Source organism: Saccharothrix sp. HUAS TT1 (genome assembly GCF_040744945.1).
Classification (GTDB): Bacteria; Actinomycetota; Actinomycetes; order Mycobacteriales; family Pseudonocardiaceae; genus Actinosynnema.
Window position 1 is genome coordinate 5,974,110 of the sequence record NZ_CP160453.1, and the last position, 14,074, is coordinate 5,988,183.

General features: G+C 72.2%; 10 protein-coding genes. 1 reads left to right on the top strand and 9 read right to left on the bottom strand.

Going from position 1 to position 14,074, the window contains the following annotated elements; translation table 11 throughout:
- The 8 genes from AB0F89_RS26945 to AB0F89_RS26980 form a co-directional block, all read right to left on the bottom strand.
- Positions 1-843 (bottom strand): ABC transporter permease, encoded by an 843-nt coding sequence (locus AB0F89_RS26945; protein WP_367128400.1) that lies wholly within the window; start codon positions 841-843, stop codon positions 1-3.
- Positions 840-1,787 carry an ATP-binding cassette domain-containing protein gene (locus AB0F89_RS26950; RefSeq protein WP_367128401.1) on the bottom strand — a complete coding sequence of 316 codons (948 nt, stop codon included), beginning with the start codon at positions 1,785-1,787 and terminating at the stop codon, positions 840-842. Before AB0F89_RS26950 ends, AB0F89_RS26945 begins: the two co-directional genes overlap by 4 nt.
- A gap of 12 nt (positions 1,788-1,799) precedes the next feature.
- Positions 1,800-2,348, bottom strand: a complete 549-nt coding sequence (locus tag AB0F89_RS26955) for an NADPH-dependent FMN reductase (protein ID WP_367128402.1) — start codon at positions 2,346-2,348, stop codon at positions 1,800-1,802.
- Between the two features lie 172 nt (positions 2,349-2,520).
- The gene (gene hisG / locus AB0F89_RS26960; protein ID WP_367128403.1) at positions 2,521-3,384 is read right to left on the bottom strand and encodes an ATP phosphoribosyltransferase; all 864 of its coding nucleotides are present in this window, start codon (positions 3,382-3,384) and stop codon (positions 2,521-2,523) included.
- 198 nt (positions 3,385-3,582) lie between these two features.
- Complete coding sequence (locus AB0F89_RS26965) at positions 3,583-4,710, bottom strand: acyltransferase (protein WP_367128404.1); 1,128 nt, start codon at positions 4,708-4,710, stop codon at positions 3,583-3,585.
- A 51-nt stretch (positions 4,711-4,761) separates the two neighbouring features.
- Positions 4,762-5,469 carry a GNAT family N-acetyltransferase gene (locus tag AB0F89_RS26970; protein ID WP_367128405.1) on the bottom strand — a complete coding sequence of 236 codons (708 nt, stop codon included), beginning with the start codon at positions 5,467-5,469 and terminating at the stop codon, positions 4,762-4,764.
- A gap of 69 nt (positions 5,470-5,538) precedes the next feature.
- On the bottom strand, positions 5,539-6,117 hold the full coding sequence (locus tag AB0F89_RS26975; protein ID WP_367128406.1) for an FMN reductase: 579 nt from the start codon (positions 6,115-6,117) through the stop codon (positions 5,539-5,541).
- Positions 6,114-7,187, bottom strand: a complete 1,074-nt coding sequence (locus AB0F89_RS26980) for an LLM class flavin-dependent oxidoreductase (RefSeq protein WP_367128407.1) — start codon at positions 7,185-7,187, stop codon at positions 6,114-6,116. The genes AB0F89_RS26975 and AB0F89_RS26980 overlap by 4 nt, the downstream gene beginning before the upstream one ends.
- A 140-nt stretch (positions 7,188-7,327) precedes the next feature.
- Here AB0F89_RS26980 and AB0F89_RS26985 point away from each other — a divergent pair, with 140 nt between their 5' ends.
- Positions 7,328-8,389 (top strand): acyl-CoA dehydrogenase family protein, encoded by a 1,062-nt coding sequence (locus AB0F89_RS26985; RefSeq protein WP_367128408.1) that lies wholly within the window; start codon positions 7,328-7,330, stop codon positions 8,387-8,389.
- A gap of 42 nt (positions 8,390-8,431) precedes the next feature.
- Here the strand turns inward: AB0F89_RS26985 and AB0F89_RS26990 are convergent, their stop codons facing one another.
- Entirely contained in the window at positions 8,432-14,023 is a 5,592-nt protein-coding gene (locus tag AB0F89_RS26990; protein ID WP_367128409.1) for a hypothetical protein, read from the bottom strand.
- Positions 14,024-14,074 lie beyond the last annotated feature (51 nt).

The following is a 14,074-nucleotide window of genomic DNA, read 5'->3' on the forward strand; positions in this document are numbered from 1 at the left end:
CTACTTGCGGTTGTACAGGCGCATGGTCCAGGCGCCGAACACCGCGGTGAACACGACGACGTAGCCGAGCGTCCACAGCATCGCGTCGCCGTCGAACCCGCCCGCCATCAGCGCCCGCACCGCCGCGACCAGCTTGCTGATCGGGTTGACGTTGACGAACGCCTGGAGCCAGCCCGGCATCGTCTCCGGGCTGACGTAGACGTTGGACAGGAACGTCAGCGGGAACAGCACCAGCATGCTCACGCCCATCACGGACTTCTCGCTGCGCATCAGCAGGCCGAACATCGTCCAGACCCAGGAGAACGCGAACGAGAACACCACCAGCACCGCCACGCCGAGCAGCACGCCGACGACACCGCCGCCGGGCCGGAAGCCCAGGACCAGCCCGACCACCATGATCACGGTGGACGCCAGCACGTAGCGCAGCAGGTCGCCGAGGATGTAGCCGACCATCGGCGCGGGCCGCCAGATCGGCAGCGTGCGGAACCGGTCGAACACGCCCTTCTCGATGTCGGTGTTCACCGCCACGCCGGTGTACATGGTGATCATCACGACGCTGGTCACCGTGATGCCGGGCAGCAGGTACTGGATGTACTCCCCCGGCGAACCGGCCAGCGCGCCGCCGAACAGGTAGGTGAACATCAGGATCATCATGATCGGGAACGCGGTGACGTCGAACAGCTGCTCCGGCACGTGCTTGATCTTCAGCACGGCCCGCCAGCCGAACGTGAGCGACGCCGACAGCGCGCTGGGGCGGTTGGGCTGCTCGGTCTCCAACAGCACCGCCGCCAAGTCCTCCGCCTTGGGCGCGGGCAGGATCTCGGGCTCCTTGGTGACGGTCACGCCGCCGCCTCCTTCTTGTCGGTCAGGGCCAGGAAGACCTCGTCCAGGCTGGGCTGGCCGAGGGAGAATGTGTCGACGGTGATGCCCTCGCGGGCGAGCTGGGCCAGCGCCTCGGCGGCCTGCTCGGTGGCCCGGCCGGTCAGCCGCGCGGTCAGCGCGACCGGGTCGTGGTCGAGCTGCACGTCGGCCTCCAGCGCGCGGGCCAGCACCTGCTGCGCCTGCGGGCGCTGCTCGGCGTCACGCAGCCGCAGGTGCACCGCGCCGACCCCGACCGACGCCTTCAGCTCGCCCTTCGTGCCCTCGGCGATGACCTTGCCGTGGTCGATCACCGCGATCCGGGACGCGAGCTGGTCGGCCTCGTCCAGGTACTGCGTGGTCAGCAGCACGGTGGTGCCGTGCGCGACGACCGCGCGGACGATGTCCCACACCTGGTTGCGGCTGCGCGGGTCCAGGCCGGTGGTCGGCTCGTCCAGGAACAGCAGCTTCGGCGTGTTGAGGATGCTGGCCGCGATGTCGAGCCTGCGGCGCATGCCGCCCGAGTAGTGCTTGACCTGCTTGGCCGCCGCCTCGGTGAGCCCGAACGCCTCCAGCAGCTGCGCGGCCCGGCTCCGGGAGTGCGCGCGGGAGTGGCCGAGGAGCCTGCCCAGCAGGACCAGGTTCTCGGTGCCGGTCAGGTCCTCGTCCACCGAGGCGTACTGCCCGGTGAGGCTGACCAGCTGCCGCACCGAGTTCGGGTCGGCGCGCACGTCGTGGCCGAACACCCGCGCCTCCCCGTCGTCGGGTCGCAGCAGGGTGGCGAGCATGCGGACGGTCGTGGTCTTGCCCGCGCCGTTCGGGCCGAGCAGGCCGTACACCGTCCCGGCGGGCACGGTGAGGTCGACGCCGTCCACCGCGCGGGTGTCGCCGAAGACCTTGACCAGGCCCGACGTTTCGATGGCGTTCATGGGTTCCCTTCCTCAGGAGGCGTAGGGGCGTCGGGTGCGGGCATCCTTGAGGGCCGACGCCCACCAGGTGAGCTGGTCGAGCATCGCGTCCGCGGCGCGGCGGCGGTGCTCGACGTCGAGCGGTTCGTCGGCGAGCAGGTTCACGCCGACGGTCGTGCGCATCGTCATGACGTGCAACTCGGTGAAAACTGATCGCAGCTGCTCCACCGCGTGCAGGCCCTCGGAGCGGTAGCCGTAGGAGACGAACCCCGCGGGCTTGGCGTGCCACTCGTCGTAGGCGTAGTCGATGGCCTGCTTGAGGGAGGCCGGGAAGCTGCGGTTGTACTCGGGGGTGACCACGACGAAGCCGTCCGCGGCGGCCACCTGGTCGGTGAACCGCCGGACCTCCGGCGTCGGCTGCCCCGGGTAGCACGGCGGGAAGTCGAAGTCGGCCAGGTCGAGCACGACCGGCTCGACGTCGGCGCGCTCGGCCACGACCCCGGCCGCCCAGCGCCCGATGCCGTCCCCGACGCGTCCCTCGCGGGTGCTGCCGATGATCACCGCGATGTGCAGTGGCCGCATGTCCCCACCTCCTCTCGACCAGGAGGCGCGAGACGGCCCGCTAGACCGGATCTGGCAATCCGCCGCGGGCCGGCGAGCACGAAGCGAGCACGAGGCAAGCGCGAGGCGAGCGCGAATGGCGACGGACCCCGCGCCCTGGCACGTGCCGGGCGCGGGGTCCGTCGGGGGCCGGCTAGATGCGGCAGGTGTCCAGGGAGCTGACCAGGATCGCGCGGGCGCCCACGCGCCACAGCTCGTCCATGATGAACGGCGCGTCGTCGCGCGGCACGAGGGAGCGCACGGCCACCCAGCCCTCGCGGGCCAGGGGCGACACGGTGGGCGACTCGATGCCGGGCACCAGCTTGAACGCCTCGTCCTGCGCCTCGGCCGGGCAGTCGAAGTCGAGGATGACGTAGCGGCGGGCGATCAGCACGCCCTGGAGCCTGCGGTGCAGGATCTCGACCGCGCGGACCGCGTCCGGGGCGTCGGCGACGGTGTCGCCCTGGATCAGCACGGCCTCGGACTTGAGGATCGGCGTGCCGAACGTCTCCAGCCCGGAGGTCTTCAGCGTGATGCCGGTCTCGACCACGTCGGCGATGGCGTCGGCCACGCCCAGTTCGACGGCGGTCTCCACCGCGCCGTCGAGCCGCACGAGGTGCGCCTTGACTCCGAGGTCGGCCAGGTGGTGCCCGACCAGGTTCGGGTAGCTGGTCGCGATCCGCTTGCCCTCCAGGCCCGCGGCGTCGTGGATGCCGCCGGGCTTGGACGCGAAGTAGAACGACGCCCGGCCGAAGCCGAGCGACAGGATTTCCTTCGCCGAGACGGTGGAATCGAGCAGCAGATCACGACCGGTGATGCCGACGTCCAACGACCCCTCGCCCACGTACACCGCGATGTCGCGGGGCCGCAGGAAAAAGAACTGCACATCATTTGCCGGGTCCGCCACGATCAGCTCACGGCCGGACCTGTTCACCCGGTAACCCGCTTCGGACAGCATTTGCGCCGCGGGAGCACTCAACGAGCCCTTGTTGGGCAGGGCGAAGCGAAGAGGAGCCATGGCGGGCAGTCTCCCACACGGGCCGACCCGTCCCCGTCCTGGGTATGCCCTGGTGTCCCACGGTGTGGAAACCGCGCGGCGGCGGACCCGAGTCACCCGTTCGGGCTTCCCACCTGGTGAGCGGACTGGACGGGACATCACCTTTCCGACTCACGTCGAGCCGATTAACGCGGCGTTGCCGGAATAGCGGGGTAAACGTCAGAGGAATCGACCCGCGCGCGTTCTCGTGGTCAACGCCCAGCCCACCGCGAACGACACCGCGATCGCCGTCGCCGCGACCGGGAACGCCTTCGCCTCGGCCGGGAGCGGCAGCGGTCGGGCCGCGACGGCGAGCAGCACCAGCACGGGTCCCTGGACGACGAAGGCGGCGAACGCGCCGCGCGCCAGCGCGGTGGCCAGCGGGCCGTCCCGGGTCAGCCGCCGTTGCGCCAGGCCGAGCAGCCACACCGACCCGCCGACCACGAGCACCGCCTCCACCGCCGCGAACAGCAGCGCCTGCCACCGCCAACCGCCGAGGAACGGACCGGCCTGGCCGGACAGGTCCGACACGCCCAGGGCGATCGCGACCACCGGCACCGACAGCAGGGCCGACACCGCCACGACCCGGCTGCCGCGCCAGATCCGGTCCGGCACCCGGCGGGCGAGGTCGGAGCGCGCGCCCGCGATGCCGAGCCCGAACAGGGCGATCAGCTGCGGCCACCACCAGACGTGCAGGTCGCCGACCTGGCCGCTGCGCGCCGGGAACCACAGCCGCACCACGAACGTGGTCACCGCGACGCCGCCGGTCACCGCCACCAGGTGGCCGCCGGTCAACGTGAGCGGCGTCGTCCCCGGCCTGCCGAACAGGGCGTAGCCGAGCGAGAGCAGCAGCAGGATCTCGACGAACCAGAGCGAGCCGGAGTCCAGCAGCGGGTCGCGGTGGGTGAACACCCACCACGGCGTGACGTCGTGCCCGGCGGCCCGGTAGGCCACCCACAGCACCAGCGGCCAGACCAGCAGGGCGGACAGCGCGAACGGGACGCCCAGCCGCAGCAGCCGGTCCGCGGCGAACCGCCGGGCGCCCTTGCGCGCCAGCGAGTCCGGCGTGAAGAGGCCGGACAGCAGGTAGAAGGTTCCCATCAGGAAGAGGCCGGACGGGCCGAGGACCGCGGCGAGCACGGCCTCCGCGTGCGGCGTGAACGTGACCTCGTTGACCTCGTCGTACGGCCACCCGCCCACCGCCGAGTACCCGAGGAGCGCGTGCCCGCCGATCACCCAGGCGACGAGCAGGACCTTCAGGTTGTCCACCGCGGCCAGCCGGGACCGCTGCCCCACCTCTGCGGTCATCCTCCCAAGGTAACGGCTCGCGACCCGGAGAAGTGGGGGTGTTCACGCCGCTCAGTCCGCGTTCGACCACCACGTGGCGAGGGCGACCACCGAGAACCCCATCGACTCGTACAGCGGCCGGCCCGGTTCGGCCGCGGTGAGGGTCATCGGCGACGGGGACCGGTTTACCACGGCGTTCATCAGCGCCCGGCCGACGCCGCGCGAGCGGTGCTCGGGCAGGGTCGTCACCCAGTACGCGCCGGCCGCGCCGTCGGACTCGACGGTCAGGCCCGCGCCGGCCACCGCGCCGTCGAGCCACGCCGTGTGCAGCCGGAAGCCCTCGTGGTCGGCCAGCGCGAGCGGCAGGGCGTTGCCGGTCGGGAAGCCGGGCATCGGGAAGCCGTCGACCACGACCCGCTCGGCGACGGCCCACTCGTCGGCCGTGCGCACCTCCCGGACCTCCAGGGCGGGCGGCGGCGCCGGCTCGTGCGGCCGGACCATCACCGGCAGGCGCCGTGCGGTGAGGCCGAGCGCGTCGCCGTCGACCGCGGCGAACGAGTCCTCCACGACCACCCGCGCCTCGGCCCGCTTGACCAGCAGTTGCAGCTCGGCGAAGTCGTCCGGGTCGAGGTCGGGGCGCACCGCGAGCACCCGCAGCAGGGTCGGTCCGCTGATCGCGAGGAACCCGGCGCGGGTGATCAGGTCGTGCCCGCGGGCGTGGGCCAGCGCGGTGGTGAGGACGGCGGCGTTGCGCACGGCCAGGTGCAACGGGGCAGACATGCGCCGAACCCTATGCGGCGGGCCGGTCGGTGGTCAGGCACGTTTCCCGACCACCGGCCAGCCCGGACGTCAGCGGCCGGCGAGCAGCTGGTCGAACGGCACGAAGTCCACCGGCGCGGGCTTCGCGGGCGCGCGGCCGACGAGCAGGTCGGCCAGCTCGCCCGCCGCCCGGTCGATGCGGCCGGGCAGCCCTTCCGCGCCCCAGTCGGACGACGCGGCGTACACGCCGGTCGGCACGACGATCGCGCGCAGGTAGGCGAACAGCGGCCGCAGCGCGTGGTCGAGGACCAGCGAGTGGCGCTCGGTGCCGCCGGTCGCGCCGATCAGCACCGGCTTGCCCGCCAGCGACCCCGGCTCCAGCACGTCCACGAACGACTTGAACAGGCCGCTGTAGGACGCGTTGAACGTCGGCGTCACGGCGATCACCGCGTCCGCGCCGGCCACCGACTCCACCACCTCGCGCAGCCGCGCGCCGGGGAACCCGGTGACCAGGTTGTCGGCGACGTCGCGGGCCACGTCCCGCAGGTGCACCGGGCGCACCTCCAGGTCGGGGACCCGCCGCTCGACCGCCTCGGCCAGCCGGGTGGCCAGCAGCTGCGTGGACGACGGCGACCCGAGCCCGGCCTGCACCACCGCCAGCGCCGTCATCGCACACCCGCCCTCAGCATCGACGCGTGGGTGGGCGCGTCCGGCACGTCGGCCGGGCGGCCGACCGCGAACTCGCGGCGCAGCGTCGGCACGATCTCGCCGAGCAGGTCCAGCTGCTCCAGCACCGTCTTCAGCGGCAGGCCCGCGTGGTCGATCAGGAACAGCTGGCGCTGGTAGTCGCCGAAGTGCTCGCGGAAGGTCAGCGTCTTCTCGACGACCTCCTGCGGGCTGCCGACGGTCAACGGCGTCTGCGAGGTGAACTCCTCCAGCGACGGGCCGTGCCCGTAGACCGGGGCGTTGTCGAAGTACGGCCGGAACTCGCGCACCGCGTCCTGCGAGTTGCGGCGCATGAAGACCTGGCCGCCGAGGCCGACGATCGCCTGGTGCGCGGCGCCGTGCCCGTGGTGCTCGTAGCGCTCCCGGTAGAAGCCGATCAGCCGCTGGAAGTGCTCCTTGGGCCAGAAGATGTGGTTGGCGAAGAAGCCGTCGCCGTAGTACGCGGCCTGCTCGGCGATCTGCGGGCTACGGATCGAGCCGTGCCAGACGAACGGCGGCACGTCGTCCAGCGGGCGCGGGGTCGAGGTGAACGACTGCAGCGGCGTGCGGTGCTTGCCCTCCCAGTCCACCACGTCCTCGCGCCACAGCCTGCGCAGCAGGGCGTAGTTCTCGATGGCCAGGTCGATGCCGTCGCGGATGTCCTTCCCGAACCAGGGGTACACGGGACCGGTGTTCCCGCGACCCATGATCAGGTCGACCCGGCCGTCGGCCAGGTGCTGGAGCATCGCGTAGTCCTCGGCGATCTTCACCGGGTCGTTGGTGGTGATCAGCGTGGTGGCGGTGGACAGGACCAACCGCTCGGTGCGGGCCGCGACGTAACCGAGCATGGTCGTCGGCGACGACGGCACGAACGGCGGGTTGTGGTGCTCGCCGGTCGCGAACACGTCCAGGCCGACCTCTTCGGCCTTCAGGGCGATCGCGACCATGGCCTTGATGCGCTCGGCCTCGGTCGGCGTCCGCCCCGTCGTGGGGTCGGGCGTCACGTCGCCGACGGTGAAGACACCGAACTGCATGGCCACTCCTCAATCCAGGTAGTTGCGCTTTCAACTAACTGGCACAACCGTACCCGATGACCTTCTATTCCGGTGTTGTCCGGTGGCGCGGCACACGCCAAGGTGTGTGTCACGGGTCACGACGGGGGAGGCACGGCACGGTGCAGCACGAGCTGGTCCGGCGCGCCGCGGGGATCGTCCCGGTGCTGCGCGCCCACGCCGCCTGGGGTGACGAGAACAGGCGGCTGCACGACGGCGCGCTGGAGGCGATGGCCGACGCGGGCGTGCTGCGCCTGCGCGTGCCCGCCGAGCACGGCGGCCACGAGGCCGACCTGGCCACGGTGGTCGAGGTGATCGCCGAACTGGCCCGCGGCGACGGGTCGGCGGCGTGGACGGCGGCCGTGTGGGCCATCTCGACGTGGGTGGTCGGCCAGTTCCCCGACGAGGTGCGGCACGAGGTGTTCGCCAAACCGGACGTGCGGGTCACCGGCATCCTCAGCCCCACCGCCACGGCCGAGCCGGTCGGCGGCGGGGTGCTGGTCAACGGCCGGTGGGCGTTCACCGCGGGCGCCCCGCAGAGCCACTGGACCACCAACGCCGCCGTCCTCGCCCCGGACCGGGTCCCGGTGGCGCTGGCGATACCGCTGGTCGACCTGGAGGTGGTGGACGACTGGCACACCACCGGCCTGCGCGCGACCGGCAGCGTCACCACGGTCGCGCGGGACCTGTTCGTGCCCGCCGGACGGGTCCTGCGGCTCGCGCCCGTGCTCCGGGAACACCCGGACGCCACCGAACCGATGTTCCGCGCCCCGTTCATGCCCGCCGCCTGCGCCGCGGTCAGCGCCCCCGCCGCCGGCCTGGCCCTGGCAGCCCTGGAGGCCGCGCACGCGTCCACGTCGGTCCTCAGGGAGGCTTCCGTGCTCGCCGCCGAAGCCGGCTTCCACGCCCGCCGCGCCGCCACCGTGGTCGACCTCAAAGCCGCAGGTGGCGAGAGGTGGACCCCCGAGGACCGCGCGGGCGTCCGCCGCGACCTCGGCGAGGCGTGCCTGCGAGCCAGGGACGCGGTCGACGTCCTGCCCGACAACACCCCAACCCTGCACCGCGTGCGGCGGGACGTGCACGCGCTGAACCTGCACGCCATCCTGCACCCCAACGCCAACCTGGAGCGCTACGGCCCGGTGTTCCTGGGGCGGCGGGACGGTCGGCGGTCGGAGCCGCGGTAAGACCTGGACCAGGCCGGTGTCGACCCCTCGGACGGGCGCTACTCACCACCCCGGTGGCTCGGTCGGGCGGAGATCGTTCATCACCTTCACCTCGCCGAGGATCTCGCGCAGCAGTTCGACGGCCGTCAGCCGGAGCACGGGATCGCCCTTCCCGGTCGTGATGCCGTGGACGAGGTCGACCGCGCCCCTGAGGTGGCGCGGGTCGAGCCCTCGCAGCACGTCTGCGATCTCGACCCGGGTGCCGTCGTCCGCCGTCTTCGCTGCTGCGCGCAGCGCGTCTCCGGCCTTGGCGCGGTCCGCGAACCCGTACTCGGCGAGCAACCCGCTCGCCAGCGCGGCGTCGAGTCCGCTCCCCTCGGCTTCGACGCGCAGCACGTCCACGGCCGCATCGCGGAGTTCACCGCCCTGCGCGAGCAGGAAGCGGCAGGCCGCCCGGCTCGCGGGGGCTCCCTCGTCCTGCCGCTGCGCCACCTCCACGGCCACGGCGCGGGCCTCGCGCAGGTAGCGGTCGTCGAACTGCGCGAGCGACTGCCAGGCGCGTACCCGCGCGAGCCCGGGCCGTCCCGGTTCGCCCATCTCCTTGAGCAGCGGAATCCCCTCCGCGCGAGCACGGCCCTGCACGACCATGAGTTCGGCGGCGCGCACGCGTTCGCCGGGTTCGACGGCCGGGTCGGCGGCCATCGCGCGCAGCACCGCGTTGGCCGCCGGGTAGGCCGATCGCGAGGTCCGGAACAGGCACCGCACCACGGCGAGCCGCTCGGCGGGCGCCACCGCGACGTTCTCCGCCCAACCCCGTGCCAACTCCACCACCTCGTCGTGGAAGCCCGGCTCGAACCGCACGACGTGCACACCGGCCTCAGCGCGCTCCCACACTGGGACGTCGAGGTCGTTCACCACCGCGAGCAGCGCCTCGACCGCCGCGGCCCGGCCGTCGAGGTCGAACCCGGCCAACCGCGTCACGGCGAGCTGTCGTTCCCACGCGGTCAGCGCCCGGTCCTCGGCGATCCCCCGCAACGCCCGCCGCGCCGGCCGCAGGTCGAACGGGTTGACGTCGAGCAGCGCCTCGACCGCCTCCAGCCGGAGGTGACCGACCTCGGCCGGGTCGGAGGCGACCTCCTCGAAGTCGGCCGCGGCCGCCCAGGCCGCAGTCGGGTCGAGCCCGGCCGACTCCACCCGGGCGAGCAGCGCGGGCACTCCCGTGCCGTCGGCCAACTCCGCGAACACCGCGGCAGCGGTCGGGCGGACCTCGGCGTCCTGGAGGTCCAGCGCCTTCGCGGCCCACAACCGGTTCCAGCCGTCGACCCGCTTGTCCTCCGCCACTCTCCGCCACGCCGCGATCGCGTGCCGACGAGGTTCGACGCCCAAGTCCTCCAGTCGGCTCGCGGCACGGTTGCGGAAGAACGGGTCGGCCAGGGGGTCGGTGGCCAGGGAGCGCAACGCCTCGACCCGCGGGCCGAGCGCCGCCGCTCCCCACTTGGCCAGGATTCCTGCGGCGGCCAGGCGCCGGTCCGGTTGGTGAGAGCTGTCGAGCGCCAGGTCGGCGACCACCTCGACGGCACGGCGGAGGTGATCGCCACCGAACGGCGCGAGCAGTTCGCACGCACCGAGGAGGACGTGATGATCACCCTCGGAGTCCACCACCAGGGTCTGCAACGCCTTCACGATGCTTTCGTGGTGCTCGGCCCCGACCCCGGTCAGGTTTCGCAGCGCCGCATACCGGTGCCAGGGGTGCGTCGCTCGATCGGCGGCGATCCGCAGCAGTTCCGACAGCCCGCGGCGCCGATGCTCACCACCTGCCAGGACCAGCGCCGACACACCGGTGATCCGCGTTTCGACGTCCGGCGGCGTCTCGTCCGCCAATCCCACGAGGAGGTCGACCGCGTCGGTTCTCGCGATGCCGGCCTCGGCCATCAGCAGTCGCACCGCGCGGACCCGGTGTGACAGCACCGCGCCGGTGTCGCGCACCAGGCTCATGCACCACTCCGGCGCCGTGGCGTCCCTACCCATCAGGGTGGCGATCACCTCCGCACGTTGCCCGGCCGGCACGGTCCCGTCCTCGGCGAGGACGCGGAGCGCCGCCAACGCACGATCTTCCTCAGCCGGACCTGTCGATGCGGCGATCTTCAGGAGGGCGGTCTTCCAATCCCGGCTGGACGCTGGATCGGTCAGCCACCAGTGCACCGCCTCGCGCGCTGCGGGCATCCGGGATCGCGGCAGGGGGGACAGGTCGAAGCCGTCACCGGCGTACACGTCGCCGGGACCGGGTTCGAGCAAATGGAAACACCGCGCCGCGACGTCTTCGACGTCGAAGTCCACTTCCGGTAAGCGGCTCCTCGCCTCACCCAGCGCCAGCCACCGCTCGACCGCTCCCCAGCCGGGGTCGGCGAGCAGGTGGCGCAGCACCGACACGCCCAGTTCCCGGTGCGCCGGGAGGCCGAGCAGGTTCAGCGCGGACCGCCACCTGACGCCTCGACCACCTCGAGGATCCACGCACGCGCGGACCGCCGACGCGTCGTGCTGCAACCGACCGCCCAGCGCGGGAATCGAGTTGGCGGCGACGGTCGCGAGATCGCTCGACGGCCGGGACGACTGCGTGACAGTGGCCAGGAACGCCCGGGCAAAGGCTCTGCGCGAGATGTCGAGATCGCCGGCGAGCACAGCCGCCCGCACCCTCAGCCGAGCAGGGGAGCGGGCATCTCCAACGTGCGAGTCGCAGAGTCGCAGGACTTCCTGGCGGAGATCCGTTCCCAGGTTGGCGAGCAATCGGGTGACCTCCGTCCACCCGTAGTCGCCATTCGACCACTCCACCATGCACGCCCGGGCGTTCTCCACCACCGCCGGGTACGCCTCGGCCCCGAGCCCGGCCAACTCCTCGATAGCCGAGACACGAGTGGAACTACCCACGGTCACGTCCCTGACGAGCACCACCAGCAATGCCACGGCGCGGGATCGGTGTGCTCGTCCGAGCGCCATGAGGTCGCGAACTGCTGCTATCCGGTCGTGTGCGCTCCAGAGGGGGTCTTCGGCGAACGCCGTCAAGGCGTCCGCGGCCTCCTGCCGGTGGTTCCGCCCCATCGCCGCCAGGCTCCTCGCGGCCCGGCGGCGGGTCAACGGGGGGTGCAGCGGGTTCTGGATGTCAGCGGTCAGCGCGTGCACGGCCCAGTCACGTCGGCTGGGGTCCAGAGCGGCCACCTGGCCGATCACCGTGATACGCCTCCACTGCCCGAGCAACGGGTCTTCGGCGAACCCGGCCAGCAAGAACACTGAGGCGGCCCGGTCGTACCTGCTCGCGTCGGCCAGCACCCGGGCCGCCTCCACCCGGAAGTCGAACGCCTGACCGAGGTCGTCGAGCAGCTCCCGCAGCAGTGCCACGGCCCTCTCCCGGTGCTCTCCCCCGAGTTCGACCAAGCTCTCGGCTGCCCAGGAGCGCTCAGACGCCGTGAGCGTCGCATCGCCGATCATGGAGGCCAGCACGTCAGCCGCTTCCTGGCGACCCGCTTCACCGGCCTTGGCCAAGGCCAGCGCCGCTTCGATGCGGAAGTGGGCGTTCACCGCCGGATCGGTCAACCCGCGCAGCGCTGTCATCGCGGTCTCGCGCGCCTCCCCGTCGAAGCGTGCGAGCACCACGGCGGCACTGAGCTTCTGGCCCAGCGGCTCGCCCGTGCCGAGGTAGGTGATGAGGTGTTCGACCCCCTCTCGCCACATCCCCGAGGAGCTCTCCCGCAGCACGTCGATCGCAGTGATCTTCGCTTCGCGGTCCACCCGCTCCGAGCGCACCAACTTCAACAGCCACGCCTTGACCTGTGGTCGGACCGCCAGGCCGATCAGGCGACGAAGCTCATCGGACGCGCCGAGGTCCAGCCGGTGGAGCACCCGGACCTCGAGGTGGTCCAGGTAGGCGGTCAACCGCTCGTCACCGCACACCACCCCTTCGGTGATCAGGGCGCCTGCGCGATCGCGGTGCGTCGAAGACCCCTTCTGGAGGAATTCCAACAGCGCATCGCCGTCACCGCCCAGGTGGAGGTAGTGGAGGACGACCCGCTTGTCCGCCTCGACGTCGAGGATCAGCCCCCGGATCAGCACGTCCCACACCTCGGCCTCGGCGACGAACGCGTCCGGCAGCTCCCCGGCCCTGGCGTTGGCGGCCAGGTGCTCGGCGAACGTCTGGTGCAGGAACCGCACTCGCCGACCGCTGCGGACCAGGACACTGCTCTGGCACAGCCAGGTGGTGAGCAGGTCGTCCCACCCCGGGGAACGCCGCTCCGGCAGCAAGCCGTGCTCGGTCAGGTACCGCTTGGCCACGTCGACCAGTGGCTCGTCGGAGACCGTGTACGACGTCGCCAGGTGCTCCAGCAACGAGGTGAGGTGGTCGCCGATGCGCCGCACGAGGTCGCCGTCCTCGCTCAGGGCGCGCAGCGCGGCCGCGTACTGGTCCTGCCTGACCTCGGCGAAAGTCCTGAAGTAGCCCTCGTACAGGGCGAAGCGGCTGGTCGGCAGCGGACCGGCGGGGTCGGACTGGTGCATGTGCGCGGCGATGGCGGCGAACAGCGGCACCTCCAGGACGTCGGTCAGCCCGGCGGCGCCGACCCGCGCGAGGAAGGTCTCGGCGGCCATCGCACCGGCCCGCGTCCCCTCCGGGTCGAACCACCGGTGGGCGAAGCGCTCCAGTGCCACCCGGTCGAACGCCTGGAGCTCGAAGAACCCCGCACCGGCGAGCCGGGCCGTCTCCCGGGCCTCCAGCGGCCGGGTGGTGATCACGAACCGCGGCGACCCGTCGACGCCCATGCGCCGGGACACGGCCTTGATCAACGACTCGCGGGCCGCCGGGTCGGGTACCTCGTCCAAGGCGTCGATCAGCACCAGCCAGCGGTGGCCCTCGATCCCCTGGACGAACAGCGATGGCGGCAGGTCCCGGTCGGAGAACCCCCGGTACTCGTCGCGCAGGGACGCGCTCAGCGCCTCGGGCCAGTCCAGGTGGATGTGGGTCGCCAGAACCCTGGCCGGTAACAGCAGCGGGATCAGGCGCCCCTCCTCCGACGTCGGCGCCGTGGACAGCGCGTCGATCCGGTCCACCGCCAGCTGTCGGAGCAACGACGACTTGCCCAACCCGGCGCCACCCTCGACCACCAGGTGCTCGTGCTGCTCGAACACGTCGACGAACGGCTGCGCGAGCGTGGAGACCGGCCGGATGGCCTCCACCCACCCCAGCTCCTCGGCCAGCTCGTCGCGCGCCCACCGGGTCTCCTTCGGCGAGTTGACGTTCTGCTGCACGTACACGCCGGACAGCGACAACTGCTGGTGGGAGGGCAGGAAGAAGTAGGTCAGCTCCTCCCCCACCACGCGGGTGGCGCGGAGCAGGTCCGCCACGACGGGAGGCGCCTCGCCGGCCTCGGCCCCGCGCGCCAGGGCGTGGAGCCGGTGCAGCTCGGCGGCGACGTCGCTCGGGAACCGGGCCGCGATGTCGGCTGCCAGTTCGGCCGAGGGGAAGCGCTCGCCGTTCAGCACCTGCGACAGGTTGCCCGGCGAGGTGTGGGCCGCGTTCGCGAACGCGGCTTGCGTGCCCGGCAGCGCCTTGACCAGTTCCCGCAGCTTCCGCGCGTACTCGGACCTGGCACGTGGGCGCTCGTCTGCCACCGGTTTCCTCCGCGTGTCGGCGTCCCGGAATTTCGGGATTTCGGCAATCTT